Annotated in this window: 12 protein-coding genes; 6 read left to right on the forward strand and 6 right to left on the reverse strand. The window is 43.9% G+C overall.

Annotated features, from left to right (window positions below; genetic code table 11):
* Positions 1-5 precede the first annotated feature (5 nt).
* The gene (gene malP, locus AACQ38_RS16820) at positions 6-2,408 is read right to left on the reverse strand and encodes a maltodextrin phosphorylase (RefSeq protein WP_165578630.1); all 2,403 of its coding nucleotides are present in this window, start codon (positions 2,406-2,408) and stop codon (positions 6-8) included.
* A gap of 689 nt (positions 2,409-3,097) precedes the next feature.
* On the opposite strand from malP, the gene malT reads away from it, so the two are divergent.
* On the forward strand, positions 3,098-5,812 hold the full coding sequence (gene malT / locus AACQ38_RS16825; RefSeq protein ID WP_011144857.1) for an HTH-type transcriptional regulator MalT: 2,715 nt from the start codon (positions 3,098-3,100) through the stop codon (positions 5,810-5,812).
* A gap of 8 nt (positions 5,813-5,820) precedes the next feature.
* Here the strand turns inward: malT and AACQ38_RS16830 are convergent, their stop codons facing one another.
* Positions 5,821-7,014 (reverse strand): multidrug effflux MFS transporter, encoded by a 1,194-nt coding sequence (locus AACQ38_RS16830; protein WP_011144858.1) that lies wholly within the window; start codon positions 7,012-7,014, stop codon positions 5,821-5,823.
* A gap of 681 nt (positions 7,015-7,695) precedes the next feature.
* Between AACQ38_RS16830 and AACQ38_RS16835 the strand changes: the two genes are divergently transcribed.
* From AACQ38_RS16835 to AACQ38_RS16855, 5 genes are all read left to right on the forward strand, one after another.
* Positions 7,696-8,946, forward strand: a complete 1,251-nt coding sequence (locus AACQ38_RS16835) for a class-III pyridoxal-phosphate-dependent aminotransferase (RefSeq protein WP_041380544.1) — start codon at positions 7,696-7,698, stop codon at positions 8,944-8,946.
* Positions 8,946-10,007: a zinc-dependent alcohol dehydrogenase gene (locus tag AACQ38_RS16840; RefSeq protein ID WP_011144860.1), complete on the forward strand. Its 1,062-nt coding sequence runs from the start codon at positions 8,946-8,948 to the stop codon at positions 10,005-10,007. The genes AACQ38_RS16835 and AACQ38_RS16840 overlap by 1 nt, the downstream gene beginning before the upstream one ends.
* A gap of 13 nt (positions 10,008-10,020) precedes the next feature.
* Positions 10,021-10,653, forward strand: coding sequence for an HAD family hydrolase (locus AACQ38_RS16845; RefSeq protein ID WP_041379890.1), 633 nt, complete (start codon positions 10,021-10,023; stop codon positions 10,651-10,653).
* Positions 10,654-10,724: 71 nt separating this feature from the next.
* Positions 10,725-11,876, forward strand: a complete 1,152-nt coding sequence (locus AACQ38_RS16850; RefSeq protein WP_165578631.1) for an MFS transporter — start codon at positions 10,725-10,727, stop codon at positions 11,874-11,876.
* A gap of 14 nt (positions 11,877-11,890) precedes the next feature.
* A complete protein-coding gene (locus tag AACQ38_RS16855; RefSeq protein ID WP_113026876.1) occupies positions 11,891-12,472 on the forward strand; it encodes a DUF1349 domain-containing protein in 582 nt (193 codons plus the stop codon).
* A 187-nt stretch (positions 12,473-12,659) separates the two neighbouring features.
* Here the strand turns inward: AACQ38_RS16855 and AACQ38_RS16860 are convergent, their stop codons facing one another.
* From AACQ38_RS16860 to AACQ38_RS16875, 4 genes are all read right to left on the reverse strand, one after another.
* Positions 12,660-13,145 (reverse strand): hypothetical protein, encoded by a 486-nt coding sequence (locus tag AACQ38_RS16860; RefSeq protein WP_011144864.1) that lies wholly within the window; start codon positions 13,143-13,145, stop codon positions 12,660-12,662.
* Positions 13,146-13,451: 306 nt separating this feature from the next.
* On the reverse strand, positions 13,452-13,928 hold the full coding sequence (locus AACQ38_RS16865) for a carbohydrate binding domain-containing protein (RefSeq protein WP_011144865.1): 477 nt from the start codon (positions 13,926-13,928) through the stop codon (positions 13,452-13,454).
* Positions 13,929-14,332: 404 nt separating this feature from the next.
* Positions 14,333-15,472 (reverse strand): 2-iminoacetate synthase ThiH, encoded by a 1,140-nt coding sequence (gene thiH / locus AACQ38_RS16870; RefSeq protein ID WP_165578632.1) that lies wholly within the window; start codon positions 15,470-15,472, stop codon positions 14,333-14,335.
* A complete protein-coding gene (locus tag AACQ38_RS16875; protein ID WP_165578633.1) occupies positions 15,472-16,239 on the reverse strand; it encodes a thiazole synthase in 768 nt (255 codons plus the stop codon). Before AACQ38_RS16875 ends, thiH begins: the two co-directional genes overlap by 1 nt.

Genomic DNA, 16,239 nt, shown 5'->3' on the forward strand with positions numbered 1-16,239 from the left:
TTTCCTTATCGGTTTGCTTGCCAGATGCGCTGTTGATAATCACGGATTGTTCGGTCAGAGCTGAACATACCCATCCGGGCGGTGTTCAGAATGGCGCTACGTGTCCAATGTTGAGTATCGCGGTACAGGGTATCGATCCGTTTATGTGCATCACAATAGGAGGCAAAATCAGCTAGTACCAGATAAGGATCGCCGCCTTCAATCAGACTATGTAGCAGCATATCGAATGCTCGCTTATCGCTATAGCTGAACTCGCCGCTAGCCAGTGCTTTGAGTATGTTGTCCAGATGTTGATCTTCCTTGAGTAGTTTCAGTGGGTCATAACCGGCAGCTTTTAAGGCTTTCACTTCTTCTACGGTATGTCCGAAGATGAAGATGTGGTCATCTCCTACCTGTTCGGCAATTTCAACATTTGCTCCGTCTAAGGTGCCGATAGTTAGTGCCCCATTCAGTGCCAGTTTCATGTTGCCGGTACCGGAAGCTTCTTTACCGGCTGTGGAGATTTGTTCTGAAACATCGGCCGCCGGGATCATGAGCTCCGCGACAGAAACTTTATAATCGGGGATAAAAGCGATCTTAATGCGATCACGGACGATTGGATCGTTGTTAATTTTCTCCGCCGCCTGATTGATGGCAGAGATAATGTTTTTTGCCAAATAGTAGCCCGGTGCGGCTTTTGCACCAAACAGGAACACACGTGGAACGATGTCCAGCGCCGGATTTTCCTGAATTTGTTTATAGAGCGATAGGATATGCAACAGGTTCAGATGCTGGCGTTTATATTCATGCAAGCGTTTAATTTGCACATCAAAAATGGCGTTTGGATCTAGCTTGAGCCCCATCACTTTATTGACATAATTGGAGAGCAAGATCTTGTTGCTTTGTTTGATAGCTCGGTACTCTTCGCGGAAAGCGGCGTCATCTGCATAGGGCTCAAGTGTTTTAAGGGCGTCAAGATCGTTAATCCATTCGCGATTAAGTGTACGGTCAAGCAATCCTGACAGTGCCGGGTTACACTGTTTGATCCAGCGACGTGGGGTGACGCCATTTGTCACGTTGAGAAATTTATTTGGCCACAGTTGATGGTATTCAGGAAACAGATCCTTAACGATGAGCTGTGAGTGCAGCGCAGCTACCCCGTTGACGGCAAAGCCCGCGACGACGCAAAGATTCGCCATTCGTATCTGATGGTTATAATGTACAGCTAATTTTTCCCATACGGCTGGCTCGCCGGGCCAGGTTTTGTCCACCAACTTTTTAAACCGGTAGTTAATTTCTTTAATGATGCAGTAATGGCGTGGTAGCAGGTGGCTGACTAGATCTTCGTCCCAACATTCCAAACCTTCTGGCATCAGGGTGTGGTTGGTATAGGCGAAAGTATGGCTGGTTATCTCCCATGCGGTTTCCCAACTCATCTGGTGTTTATCCAGCAGAATGCGCATCATTTCAGGGATGGCAATCGTTGGATGGGTATCGTTAAGTTGGATAACTTCATACTTAGGCAGATCTTCTATTTTGCGGCCCGCCAGAAGATGACGACGCAGGATATCTGCGACGGAGCAGGCACACTGGAAATATTGTTGCATCAGACGCAGGCGTTTGCCTTCTTGATGATTATCATTCGGATAGAGAACTTTCGTTAGCTTAGCGGCTTCAACACCTTGCTGTTCTGCTGTCAGGAACTGCCCGGCGTTGAATTTGTCGAGATCAAATGGAGAGGCATGGGTTGCTTGCCACAGGCGTAATGGTTGAGTAACACCATTGCGATAACCAATGACCGGTAGATCCCAGGCTTCTCCAATCAAGGTAAATTCAGGCTGCCAAGTTTCGTGTCCATCATCGGTTATGACGACTTTGCCACCAAAATTTACCTCAACATCTAACTGAGTGTTGTGACGGAACCAGGGATAGGATTCTCGTCCCCAATTATCTGGTTCTTCAATTTGTTGCCCTTGTTCAAAGGATTGGCGGAACAGGCCGTATTGATAATTCAGACCATAGCCAATGGCCGACTGACCGACGGTTGCCATAGAGTCAAGAAAACAGGCGGCAAGCCGTCCCAGTCCACCGTTACCTAAAGCGGGGTCGGTTTCTTGTTCCAGAAGATCACTTAAAATGATATTTTCTTCTGCCAGGTAAGCCTGAACGTCTTCATACCAACCAAGGTTAAGCAGGTTGTTTGCGGTTAAACGGCCAATCAGAAACTCCATAGAGATGTAGTTCACATGGCGTTGTTGCTCGGAATGATTGATGACAGGGCATGCGGGCACCAGTTCTGACAGGGCCGCACTAACGGCTTGCCACCACTGATGCTGAGTCATTTCCTGTGCTGAACCGAGGCCAAAGCGCTGCCATTGACGTGTCAGCGCAGCCTGAAACTGGGCTTTATCTAATCTGGACTGTTGCATGGAGTCTTCATCCTGTAGCTGAAAAGGAAAATTTAACCACTATGCTGAATGCTCTCAGGATCTAAAGCATCATCCTGGAGAGGTATTAGTCAGGGAGGAGTAGAAGGGCGTAGCCAGTAACTATATTGCGTATCACTTTTGTATTTACTGAGTTCATTTTTTTCCAGTGGATCGATTAAGGTAATTTGCTAATCGCTTCCATAACTTACTGCCTATCTCAATAGGGCTATTTTATTTGCCATTTTGAACCTGGGCAGTGCTCAAAATCCTCACGTACTACGTGTACGCTCCGGTTTTTCCGCGCTGTCCGTGTTCAAACTGCCTGCAACAATTACGCCTATTGAGATAGGCTCTTATCTGTAGAAAATGGAATTTGCTGTTCAAGAATGTGATAGGGTGCGCAACTTAATGCTATGGGGGGCGTAAACATATTTGCAAAAGCCATCTATTTCACTAAATTTGGTTGGGCCAATTAATGGCGTTATTACGGACCATGAAATAAATCATTTAAATATACCCAATGGATTTCAAGATGGATCGCGACGGCAAGGGAGCGAATCCCCGGGAGCATAGCAAACTATGTGACCGGGGGTGAGCGAGTGCAGCCAACAAAGGGCAACTTGAAAGATGACGGGTATGTATGGTTCCGGCGCAGGTTTTACTTATCGCTTCTTTGGGCACGGAAATTAATGCTTATCCCATCAAAACTGAGTCGTCCCGTTCGTCTGAATAATACAGTCTTGCGTGAGCGTCTGTTAATCAGACTGAATGAGTCGTCTAATTATCGTCTTGTGCTAATAACTAGCCCCGCGGGTTATGGCAAAACCACATTGGTCTCTCAGTGGGCTGCCGGGCAGGATAATCTGGGATGGTATTCTTTAGATGAGAGCGATAATCAGCCGGAACGTTTTGCCAGTTATCTTATCGCGGCATTGCAGCAAGCTACGCAGGGACATTGTGTTAAAAGTGAAGTGTTGGCTCAAAAACATCAATATGCCAATTTACCCGCGCTTTTCGCTCAATTATTTATTGAACTTAGTGAGTGGCGGCGGCCCATTTTTCTGGTGATTGATGATTACCATCTGATTGTGAATAACATGATTCATGAGGCTATGCGGTTTTTCCTGCGTCACCAGCCTGAGAATCTGACGTTAACCATCTTATCGCGTAATTTGCCTTCTCTTGGGGTGGCTAATCTGCGTGTGCGTGAGCAATTGCTGGAAATTGACAGTCAGCAACTGGCGTTTGATTATCAAGAAACTCAGCAATTTTTTGATAAGCGGTTAACCACATCCCTTGATGCCGACGATTGTAAGCGCCTATGTAATGAAGTCGCGGGTTGGGCAACGGCGCTCCAGCTTATTGCGCTGTCAGCACGGCAGTCGTGTGATGCTGCTGAACTGTCGGCTAAACGTTTGTCGGGCATTAACGCCGGCCATCTTTCCGATTATTTGGTGGATGAGGTACTCAATCAGGTGGGTAGTTCAACGCGTGAATTTTTGTTGCGCAGCTCTATCTTACGTTCCATGAATGACGGCTTGATTGTTCGTCTAACCGGTGAAGAGAATGGTCAGCAGCGTCTTGAGGAAACCGAACGTCAGGGGCTGTTTATCCAGCGTATGGATGACTCTGGCGAATGGTTTCGCTTTCATCCGCTTTTTGCTTCATTTCTACGTCAACGTTGTCAATGGGAAATGGCGTTGCAATTGCCGGAGTTGCATCGGGCGGCCGCAGAAGGTTGGTTGGCGCAGGGGTATCCGGGCGAGGCGATTCATCATGCCTTGGCTGCGGGGGATACGGCTATGCTGCGCGATATTTTGTTGCAACATGCTTGGTCGCTGTTTAACCACAGTGAGTTATCTCTGTTGGAAGAGTGTATGAATGCGTTGCCTTATGAGCAGCTATTGGAGAGTCCGCGTCTGGTGCTGCTCCAGGCTTGGCTGGCCCAAAGCCAACATCGTTATTCAGAAGTCAATACCCTGTTAAACCAGGCGGAACAGGCACTGCAACAGAAACAAATTGCTATAGAGCCGGATCTGCTCGCCGAATTCGATGCGCTACGGGCTCAGGTGGCGATGAACAGTGGTAAGCCGGAGATGGCTGATAAGTTGGCGAAACAAGCTTTGGCGGCACTGCTTCCTCAGAATGAATACAGTCGTATTGTTGCAACTTCCGTGGAAGGTGAAGTATTACATTGTAGAGGTGAGTTGGCTGATGCATTAGCGCGGATGCAACAAACCGAGCAGCTTGCGCGTCGTTTTCATGTTCATCACTATGCGTTGTGGGCGCTGTTGCAGCAAAGTGAGATCTTATTAGCTCAGGGATATTTGCAGACGGCTTATGAAACGCAGAATAAGGCATTTGAATTGATCCGTGAACAGCATTTGGAGCAGTTGCCAATGCATGAATTTTTGTTGCGTATCCGTTCACAGCTTTTGTGGTGCTGGTCTCGTCTTGATGAAGCCGAAGAGGCGGCACGTCGTGGGCTGGAAGTGTTGTCTAACTTCCAACCTCAACAGCAGTTGCAATGTTTAACCCAGTTGGCTAAATGCTCTTTGACCAGAGGGGATATTGATAATGCCCGCCGTTATCTGGCGCGTTGTGAAAACCTGCTGAGTAATGGGCAGTATCATAGAGATTGGCGTACGAATACTGACAAGCTGCGAGTCATCATCTGGCAGAGTATGGACGACAAAAGCGCCGCTATTCGGTGGTTGGCACAGACTGAGCGGCCAGAAAGCGTCAGTAATCATTTTAATCAGGGCCAGTGGCGCAATATTGCTCGTGCTCAGATTCTGCTTGGTTTGTATGATGAAGCTGAGTCCATTTTGGATACACTGAATCAACATGCGAGAGAATTGCAATTAATCAGCGATCTGAATCGTAATTTATTGTTGTGTAACTTGCTTTACTGGCATATCGGACGCAAAAGTGAAGCGCAGAGTGCACTCATTGAGGCGTTGTCTCTGGCTAACCGTACAGGATTTATTAGCCATTTTGTCATTGAAGGTGAGTTGATGGCCCAACAGCTACGTCAGCTTATTCAGCTCAATACCTTGTCTGAACTGGAGTTGCATCGGGCGCAGCGCATTTTGCGGGATATCAATCGTCAACATCGCCATAAATTCGCTCATTTTGATGAAAGTTTTGTCACACAGTTGCTAACACATCCTGATGTTCCTGAGCTTATTCGCAATAGTCCGCTTACACAGCGTGAATGGCAGGTGTTGGGGTTGATTTACTCAGGCTACAGTAATGATCAGATTGCCGCAGAGTTGGATGTAGCGACGACAACGATTAAGACACATATACGGAATCTGTATCAGAAGCTAGGGATTGCGAATCGCCAAGAGGCGATTCAGCAAGCACAACAATTGATGCAGATGATGGGATTAGGTGTATGACAGATATTTTAGGGTTCTAGCGAAACTACCCGCCCTTTCAGGTTACGACTGAGTATGTGTGCTGACAGGATTAGCGTGGTACCGAGTAGCATAACTAACACGAGTGACTGTTTGAGCGAAAATGGCAACGCCATAGCAATGAGCGAGAGAGCGGAGCCGACAGCCATCTGGACGAATCCTATCAGTGCAGAAGCGACACCGGCTTCGTCAGAATAAGGTTCTAGTGCATAACTGGTCGCAGGTCCCATAACAAATGCCATACCTGTACAGGCGAAAGAAACCGGCAACATATAGCTTAGCCAGTGCTGGCTGGCGACAGTTGGCAGATGCATGCCAGAGAACAGAGATAGGCTAGCCAGTGCCATTAGAATTGTCCCTAACAGCAGGCAGCAAGGGCGGCCAAGTCGATGGATGATTTTATTGGCGGTTAGGAAGGCGATCATCGTCCAGAGTCCGTTGCCACCAAAAATCAATGAAAATGCTAGCGGTGAAATATGGCCCTCAGTCATTAGCACGGTTGGTGCAAATGAGACATAGGTAATCACTATTCCCATAATGCCGGCATTAACCAAGGCAAAATGCATAAACTGGGCATTGCTAAGAATTTGGAAATATTGCTTCAGTGGTAGCCCGCGAATTGGCTTAGTGTTAGCAGGGCGCGTCTCTGGTAGCCAGTTGGCAATGATCAGTAGTGCAATAACCGAGTAGCAAGTCAAAAACCAGAATGGCGCTCGCCAGTTGAACATTTCGGCCAGAATACCGCCAAGTAACGGAGCAAGAGCAGGAACAATATTTAGCGTACCGTTAATAAATCCATAGGCTTTGGCCGCTTCGTCACCGTTTAGGCGATCACGCACACCACTAATGCAGACGACACTGGTACAGCAGACAGCACATCCTTGAATAATTCGCGCGGCAATAAACATTTCGGGAAAAGTAGAAAGCGCTGCGATCACCGAACCGATGATATATAAGGTGATACCCGTTAGGGCTACTGGCCGACGGCCGAATTTATCGACCAGTGGTCCAGAGATTAATTGACCTAGCCCCATAATTAATAAAAACAAAGAAATCGTTGACTGAATGACTTCATTGTTAACTTTAAAATCCTCGGCAATGGCAGGAACCGTAGGCAAGAATACATCGATACCCAAAGGTCCAAAAAGTGCCAAGCTAAGTAGTAGAAGAATATAATTTTGCATGTGTGTTCTTTTAATATTTCAGTAATGGTGGTGGTTTTATTGGTAAATAGGCTCAGTGGAATTCGTTCTTTAGCGTCACCAACGAGCTTGGATATACCAGAAATCCTACTGGCGAGTCATTTTAAGCTAGCGATAGGGCTGTTCAAGGATCATACACAGACTGAACCCTTTACTTTTTTTAAAGCCTGAACTTTATACGAGCTATTCACTGGTGTAAACCAGCCAGCTTGTGTGGATATCTTAAATATAAGCAAATGATCTTGCGCTGTAGCATCAGCTTATTTTTCACTCGATATACCCGTTATCTTTCAAGTTGCCTCTTTGTTGGCTGCACTCGCTCACCCCGGTCACATCGTTATCTATGCTCCCGGGGATTCACTCCCTTGCCGTCGCGATCCATCTTGAAATCCATAGGGTATAGAGGATTTTGGTACAGTTTTTATGGGATTTGTACAGAATTTCTTATCATTAACCCTATAAATCAGCAGTTCTGCATGCTATTAACCAATCATTCAAAATAATAATATATTTTATACAAAATACTTTAATTTTTTAAATGTTTTTTGGGTTCTTGCAGACTTTTTGTTGATATAAACTAATTTTTAGTAAATATTGTCTTATATATTAAAATCTGATTTTATTTGTTGTGGTTATAAATAGTTAATCAAGGTAATTAAAATGATGGAAAATGGAAAACGGTTTGAAGATATGCTTTCTCGCTTTGTTGGAAACGGTCCTTATTTAGAAATTGATGGTGAAAAGTATATTGATGCAGCTTCGGGGACATTTAACCTTCCACTTGGGTACACTAATCGCAGAATAACTGAAAAATTAAAACAGCAGATCGACAGATGTACACATCTAAGTTCAGCTTATACCCATGAAATGTCACAATATATTTTGGATAAATTAGTTAAACATAGCCCTAAGGGCATTGATAGAATATGGTTACGTGATGTTTCCGGCTCTGGGGCGGTTGAATGCGCAATTCGTATCGCGCAAAAAGCAACAGGACGTTCAGGGGTTATCTCTTTCTTTCTGGCTCATCATGGTCAGTCTTTAGCTACAGCGCAAATTTCAGGTAATGCTTTTAGAATTAAAGACTTCCATGTCAACATTGATGGTTCTTTTAAAATTCCAACCCCTACTAGTGTCATGTCAGAGCTTGAACCGAATACAGAATCCAATCAATATTTTGACTTGGAACAATTTATTCAATTAGGGTCAAATGACAATATTGCCTGTCTTATCATTGAGCCTATTCAAGGAAATGGCGGAAATAACGTTTTCCCTGTTGATTTTTATCGTAAGATCAGAGACATCTGTCATAAACATGACATTATTATTATCGCAGATGAAGTACAGACCGGATTTGGCCGTACCGGGACATTTTTTGCTTCAACCGGTTACGCCAAAGAATTAGAACCCGATATTATTGTTTTCGCTAAAGGTGCTGGTGGCATAGGTATTCCTACTGGTGGTGTGCTGATGCGGAGTTCATTAGATGTATTAGAGTCATTCGAACATTCCAGTACATCAGGCGCTAACCCGCTTTCATTAACGGCGCTTAACGAAATTATCGATATTATTGAAGAGGAACAAGTTCTGGAGAATGTGCAACGCAATGAAACTTATTTGCGTGATGGCTTACTCGCACTACAGCATAAATATCCAGAAATCACTGGCGTTAGGGGCGTCGGTTATATGTTTGGCTTTGATACGCCATCACCCGAATTTGCGGCACAAGCGATTGCAATAGCGAATTCTCATCACTTGATCATCCGGGGTTCTCGTTATGGTAAAGGTCGTGCACTTAAAGTTCGTCCACCATTAATTTGTACTCAGGAACATTTAAACGAAATTCTGTATAAGCTTGATCTGACTTTTGCTGATATGACGTTAAATATGCTGGATACCAAGGAGGTAGCGTAATGAAGGCACTTAAATTTAATCGGGTGTGGGATGTGCAAATCCAGGATGTTGAACCGTTACGCTGTGCTGAGCCTGATGATGTTGTTGTTGATATTGCGGTGTGTGGCGTTTGTGGTACGGATGTTGGGATTATCACCGGATCTTATCCTGTTGCTATTCCGGGAACCACGCTGGGCCATGAAACAACGGGGGTTATTACGCAAATAGGGAAGAGTGTCACGCGTTTTAATGTGGGTGACCGTGTTGTCATCAATCCGACCTATTCTTGTGGGCATTGTCGGATGTGCCAGACAGGCAGTCCAAATCATTGTGAGAAAAAATTGGGAACCGAAGCAGGGGTTTCCTATGATGGGGCATTTGCTGAGCAATATCTGGCTAAAGAGAGTTCGCTGATAAAGCTGGATGATCATGTCAGTATGGAAGAGGCATCATTGACTGAGCCACTCAGTTGTACGCTGACCGGGGTTGATAAACTGGGCATTACTCATACTAATATTCGTGCAGCGGTAGCTGGCGCAGGCCCAATGGGGATGCTCTACATTTGGGCTTTACATGCCAGAGGCGTTAAGGCTTTCATGGTCGAGAAAAACGAAAGTCGAATTCAATTTGCCAAAGAAAATCTGCCACCAGAATGTGAGCTGTATACTGATTTTGATGAGGCGTTAATACAGAAATATGGCGATAAATCAGCGCTTATCGATCTCTGTGTGGATACGACCGGTCAATTAACCGAATACGTTTTTGAACATTTGGCACCTGGCGGAAAATTGTTGAATGTGGCGCTTAAAGATAAGCATGCCAATCTTGATATCTTGAAAATTGCTGATAAGAGCCTTTCAGTGATTGGTTCCATCGATTCTCTGAATAACAGTTTTGAACGTGCTTATACCATGATCCGTGATGGTGTTATTCCAGCCGGTCGTCTGGTTAGCCAGGTTTTTGATTTTAATGATTACTTGCAGGCTTTTCTCACTGTGGGTTGCGATATTGCTAACAAAAGCCAAAAACCACTTTTTACTCCGAACTGTAAAGTGCTGATCCGTATCTCCGATCTAAAATAATGGAATGTTTCACATGGATAGATTTAATGTGATTTTTGATATCGATGGGGTCATTGTTGACAGTGAACAACTGCACTTTGATGTTCTTTGTGATTTGGCTCCCGACTATACACAGCATGTACAACCACAGCAACTTATTGGCCTGAGTTTGGAGGAAACGTTAGATTACATTGGGGTTCCAGCTCAGCAACAGAAAGAGATCACTGCTCAAATCGTCTCGGTGTACAAAAGTAAGCTGGCTAAAAGTTACCTTCGTCCAGGGATTTCCAGGTTGATATTGGCCTTACAACAGCACCGTATCCCTTTTGGCTTTGTCTCTACTGCGCCGCGGGAAGTCTGTTTGGCGAATATTGGATTGTTGGAATTGAGCGAAAGCCCGGCTTTAATCTCAGGTGACGATGTTGAGAGGACGAAACCTCATCCCGATCCCTATCTTGCTATGTTGAAATTGAAGTCTATGGATGTTCATCAGACATTAGTGATTGAAGATACCGATTTGGGAATTACAGCAGCAACGCAGGCAGGTATTCCCTACGTGTATGCTTGGCCTCATGCTTTATCGGTTGCGGAACAGTATCAACAGGCTACTCGTATTATTGGGGCGCTGACCGATATTCCACAATTTTCTAAAATTAATTTTGGGTAACTTAATGCCCTCCATGATTAGTCATATCGGAGGGCATTTTATTTATATAGATTATATAGAAGGAACATGAGTTGTCTGATCAAAATATTGTCTCTTTGGTAAAACAACCCATCATGGCAACGCGTGCCGCTTTTTTTATTGCCGGCTTTAGTCTTGCAAGTTGGGCACCCCTGATTCCTTTAGCTAAAGAACGGCTACAACTTGATAATGGCGCGATGGGGCTCCTGATGTTGGCGTTCGGTATTGGCTCTTTCATCATGATGCCGATAGCCGGCATGTTAGCCGCACGTTTCGGCTGTCGGCAAATCTTCACTTTATGTGCTTTGGTCGTGCTAGTGATGTTGCCAGGGCTAAGTGTATTACCTACACCGCTAACACTGGCTTGCGTTTTATTTATTTTTGGCGCAGGTATTGGTGCAATGGATGTTGTGGTCAATATCCACGCTGTCATGGTTGAGAAAATGGCTCGGCGGCCAATTATGTCTGGCTTTCACGCGTTATTTAGTTTGGGCGGGATCGTTGGTGCAGGTTCGGTGAGTGCATTGTTATCTTTGGGAATATCACCTCTCCAGGCGATGGTAATGGTGGTGTTGCTGGTTATTTTATTGTTACTGCCGGTATGGAGTGGATTATTAAACGAAGCCGAATCGGATAATACGCCATTTTTTGCTATGCCTCATGGGATCGTGATTTTATTAGGCTTTCTCTGTTTTGTTGCCTATATCATGGAAGGATCAATGCTGGACTGGAGTGGGATATTATTAACCAGCGTACATAATATCAGTAGTCATCAGGCGGGTATCGGTTATACCTTGTTTGCTATTGCTATGACATCGGGCCGCTTTCTCGGTGATAAGATTATTGCCCTTTATGGACACCGACGGGTTTTTATCAGCAGTGCTTTATTGGCTACTTCCGGGTTTATCCTTATTTACTCAGCATCGACCGCAATAATGCTAGGGCTCTCTTTCCTGATGATCGGGGCAGGATTATCTAATATCGCACCAATGCTTTTTACCGCTTCCGGTCAACAGAAAATTATGCCTGATTCACTGGCTGTTGCCGCGGTTTCTACTATGGGATATTCAGGGATTTTGCTGGGGCCTGCAATCATCGGCGGATTAGCGCATATTGTGACATTACACGGCGCTTTTGCTTGTATTGCTTTACTCTCTATCTCCTTACTTGCAGGATATAAATTGATTAATTCAAGCGGAAGATAATAGAGGGAGTTCCTATGGGTTTATCACAATATCATTGGCTTAATGAGCCATCTGATTGGCAATGTGGAAGCGGCTGGCTTAATGTCACTACAGATCATAAAACTGACTTTTGGCAACGAACATGGTATGGCTTTGAACGTCATAATGGTCATGTTTTTGGGCGTTATGTTGAGGATGATTTCACCTTTCAACTCTGTATTGAAGGCTGTTTTGAACATTTATACGATCAGGCAGGAGTCATGCTATTAGTCGATGAGAAACATTGGCTGAAAGGCGGAATTGAATATTCTGATGGTCATGCCTCAATTGGTAGTGTGCTAACACGTCATCATTCTGATTGGTCTATGGGTCTATTCCCTGGTGATGCTAGTAAATTTTGGTTACGTTTGACTCGTGAAGAGGGATATTTAAGACTACAATATTCCACTGATGGTTTTCGGTGGCCATTGTTGAGGTTATCTCCTTTTTTTGAAGATAAACAACCTGTCTTTGTTGGTGCAATGTGTTGTTCTCCAGAGCGGCACGGATTACAGGTGCGGTTTTCTGATTTCCAATTGACACCACCAATAAAAAAACCATTGCATGATTTAAGTTAGCCAGACAGGCTTTAAACACCCGGAGCAATGTACTTCGGGTGTTATATACGTCATCTTTCAAGTTGCCTCTTTGTTGGCTGCACTCCCTCACCCCGGTCACATCGTTATCTATGCTCCCGGGGATTCGCTCCCTTGCCGTCGCGATCCATCTTGAAATCTATAGGGTATATATATCAAGGCCCGATGTTTAAACTCTTTCTAGAATAAAACCGGTAAAGTCAGCAGTTGCCTCTTCTGGAAGTTCTACAAATTGGTCTTTCAGCATGTAAATACGTAAAAGTCCTTCTTCATCTGTGTTTAATTCAACTGAACCGGTCGTAAAATTGAAGCTATTGACAACAAAGGATTCAGGGCCAAATGTGCGATTCTGTAAGCCAAAATAAGCGGGCAAGGCCCTTTGTGGTGTTAGTTGAGTCGATAAGCGTGCTGTACCCGTCAGTCGATATTTAACGTTAGGTTCCAACCCTGTTATTATTTGATCAATGACACCAGAGCTGGAATAGGTTTGGATGCTAAGAAAATTAACGCCATTCTCGGACAGGATTTCTACAGTTTCAGGGGTTGGGATTCTCCAGCCACGATATCCTTCGTTAAATGAACCATTAACCAGCTCTTTATTAGCGTTTTTTGTATCAGAATAATCTGCGCTATTTAGCATTTTCTTCATATCCATATATGAGTCCTTTTAAATGAATGGCAATTAAATTTAATTTTGCTTAATAATTTTTTCCTATAAATACTTTAGCAATAATGAAAAAATATTCAATCATGTTTTTTGATTGAAGATTAGGCTTGTGATAATTAATGTGAAAATAAATGACAGGGCTAAATTATTTCGATGGGAATTTATCTTAAAATAATTGAACTATATTCCAGTTAAGATATTAATTTTTAAATTTATTTTCTCAACCAATATTAAAACACCCAGAGCCGTGAACTCTGGATGTTTAAAATGTTAAAATATATCGAAGTTAAATGCTTAAGCTTGCTCTAAAATAAAACCGGTAAAGTCAGCGGTTTCTCCGTCTGGTCGAGGACCAACTTGGTCTTTCAATAAATAAACGCGTAAAAGTCCCTCTTGATCTGTACTTAATTCTACCGAACCGGTTGTAAAATCGGTGCTGTTTACAGCAAAAGTGTTGGGGCCTTCGGTGCGACTCTGTAAACCAAAATAAGCTGATGAGGCCCATTCTGATGATACGCGAGCTGTACCTGTTAGTTTATATTTAGTGTTAGGTTCTAATCCTTCGATAATTTGATCAATGACGCCAGAACCGGTAACGCTTTGGATTCTGATAAAGTGAACGCCATTTTCAGATAAGATTTCTACTGACTCAGGAGCTGGGATTCTCCAGCCGTTATATCCCTCTTCGAATGAGCCGTTAACCAGTTCTTTATGAGAGTTTTTCTTGCTATCAGAATAATCTTCATTATTCAGGATTTCTTGTACGTTCATATATTAGTCCTTTTTAAATAGATAGAAATGAATTTAATTTCTTTCATCGCTTTGTTTTTCGGGGGGGCACTTTATCAATAATGGGATAATACTCAATTGTATTTTTTGTTGGTGGTGAATTGTAATTTGTATAAATTAATAAAAGAATAAATGAGTTATAAGCGCTTATCCTGATAGGTGTTTCTGTAGACTAATTTGTTGCTCGTGACAATGCTCATTGTTGCAGAAATGTTATGTTGAAATATTAGTCACATTGAGAGAAAGAATAGAGTGAATAATGAGGTAATATCTATGACTGCTTGAAATTCATCGGATATATTTATATTAAATCTTATTTCTTATGATTATTTCTTGTTAAATACTCTTATCTAAAATAGAATTATTTTAGATAAGAGAAAATTAAATTATCGACCTAAATAGTTATCCCAATCTTTCCAGACAGGTTGTAATCCGGCTTTAATTAATGCGTCTGCGACCTGATAGACAGAACGGTTATCATGCGGCATAAATTGTTCCAATTCTTCGTGGCGACTATCTGCGTAACCACCGGGTTGGGTTTTCGAACCGGCACTAACGTTGTTGATTGCCAGTGGTATGATATGATCGCGGAAGAATGGAGATTCACGAGTGGAAATAGACAGCTCAACATCTGGCGCAAATAGACGAAAAGCACAAATCAGTTGTACCAGTTCTGCTTCACTCATTAGCGATGCCGGTTCAATCCCTCCGGTACAAGGTCGTAAACGTGGGAATGAAATAGAGTAACGGCTTTGCCAGTATGTGCGTTGCAGAAAGAATAAATGCTCCGCCACCATATAGCAGTCTGTCCGCCAATGACTAGAAAGGCCAATCAATGCCCCTAAACCGATTTTATCGATTTTTGCTCGACCAAGACGATCGGGTGTTTCTAATCGCCAGTGGAAATCCCGTTTCTTACCTCGTAGATGATGCAACAGGTAAGTTGGTTGATGATAGGTTTCCTGATAAACCATCACGCCATCTAGCCCCAGAGTTTTTAATTCTGAGTACTCTTCCTGTGTCATAGGCTGGACTTCCATCATGATTGAGCTGAAATACTCGCGGATAAGCGGCAGATAGTGGCGGAAATAATCCATACCGACCTTGCCCTGATGTTCTCCGGTGACTAATAACAGATTGTTGAAGCCCAGCGCTTTAATCGCCTGACATTCGGCAATAATTTCATCTTTATTCAGTATCTTGCGTTTGATGCGGTTACTCATTGAGAACCCGCAATAGGTGCAATCATTGGCACACAAATTGGAGAGATAAAGTGGCACATAGAAACCTACGGTGTTACCGAAGCGTTGACGCGTCAGTTTTTGTGCCCGTTGTGCCAGCGGTTCGATGTAGGGTTTCGCTGCTGGTGAGAGCAAGGCCATAAAATCGTCCAGACTTAATTTGTTACTGCTTAATGCTTGTTCAACATCCTGCGCGGTTTTGCTATGAATGCGCAGGGTGATGTCATCCCAACTCAATTGTTGCCAGCGATAACTAAAATTGCTGTTCGTAAGATGATTCGTCATCAGAGCACTCTCAGGAAATCGGTCAGTGGACTGGATGCAACAGCGTGTTGTTTTGGACTTGCCCGGCCAGCTTGATAAGATAATTCACCCGCTTCAATCGCTATTCTGAAGGCTTGAGCCATTTTTACTGGATTACGTGCGACAGCAATTGCGGTGTTGACTAATACAGCATCCGCGCCTAGTTCAAGCGCTTCCAATGCATGGCTTGGTGCACCGATGCCGGCATCAATGACCACTGGCACTTGTGCTTGTTCAATAATAATTTGCAGGAAATCTCGGGTTAGTAGCCCTTGATTAGATCCGATCGGTGCGCCTAAAGGCATAACCGCCGCGCAACCCACTTCTTCCAGACGTTTGCACAAAACAGGATCAGCACTGCAATAGGGCAGAACGACAAACCCATCTTTGACCAACATTTCAGCGCCTTTGAGTGTTTCAATCGGGTCAGGTAACAAGTATTTCACATCAGGATGAATCTCCAGCTTGATCCAGTTGGTTGCCAGTGCTTCACGGGCCAGACGGGCGGCAAACAGGGCCTCTTCTGCGGTTTTGGCCCCAGAAGTATTTGGCAGCAATTTGACGCCAAGTTTTTGCAATGGCGTCAAAATAGCGTCATTACCGCTCTGCAAATCAATGCGTTTCATTGCCATCGTGACAAGCTGGCTGCCGGAAGCGGCTATAGCTTGAGTCATTAAATTTGCATTGGCGAATTTGCCTGTACCGGTAAATAGACGGGAATTAAAAGTCGTATCGGCAATTTTTAACAT

The organism is Photorhabdus sp. RW14-46, assembly GCF_963887965.1.
Classification (GTDB): Bacteria; Pseudomonadota; Gammaproteobacteria; order Enterobacterales; family Enterobacteriaceae; genus Photorhabdus; species Photorhabdus laumondii.

Coding starts and splice junctions, on each gene's coding strand:
- malP (WP_165578630.1), bottom strand. CDS start 2,408: ATGCAACAGTCCAGATTAGATAAAGCCCAGTTTCAGGCTGCGCTGACA.
- malT (WP_011144857.1), top strand. CDS start 3,098: ATGCTTATCCCATCAAAACTGAGTCGTCCCGTTCGTCTGAATAATACA.
- AACQ38_RS16830 (WP_011144858.1), bottom strand. CDS start 7,014: ATGCAAAATTATATTCTTCTACTACTTAGCTTGGCACTTTTTGGACCT.
- AACQ38_RS16835 (WP_041380544.1), top strand. CDS start 7,696: ATGGAAAATGGAAAACGGTTTGAAGATATGCTTTCTCGCTTTGTTGGA.
- AACQ38_RS16840 (WP_011144860.1), top strand. CDS start 8,946: ATGAAGGCACTTAAATTTAATCGGGTGTGGGATGTGCAAATCCAGGAT.
- AACQ38_RS16845 (WP_041379890.1), top strand. CDS start 10,021: ATGGATAGATTTAATGTGATTTTTGATATCGATGGGGTCATTGTTGAC.
- AACQ38_RS16855 (WP_113026876.1), top strand. CDS start 11,891: ATGGGTTTATCACAATATCATTGGCTTAATGAGCCATCTGATTGGCAA.
- AACQ38_RS16860 (WP_011144864.1), bottom strand. CDS start 13,145: ATGGATATGAAGAAAATGCTAAATAGCGCAGATTATTCTGATACAAAA.
- AACQ38_RS16865 (WP_011144865.1), bottom strand. CDS start 13,928: ATGAACGTACAAGAAATCCTGAATAATGAAGATTATTCTGATAGCAAG.
- thiH (WP_165578632.1), bottom strand. CDS start 15,472: ATGACGAATCATCTTACGAACAGCAATTTTAGTTATCGCTGGCAACAA.
- AACQ38_RS16875 (WP_165578633.1), bottom strand. CDS start 16,239: ATGTTAAAAATTGCCGATACGACTTTTAATTCCCGTCTATTTACCGGT.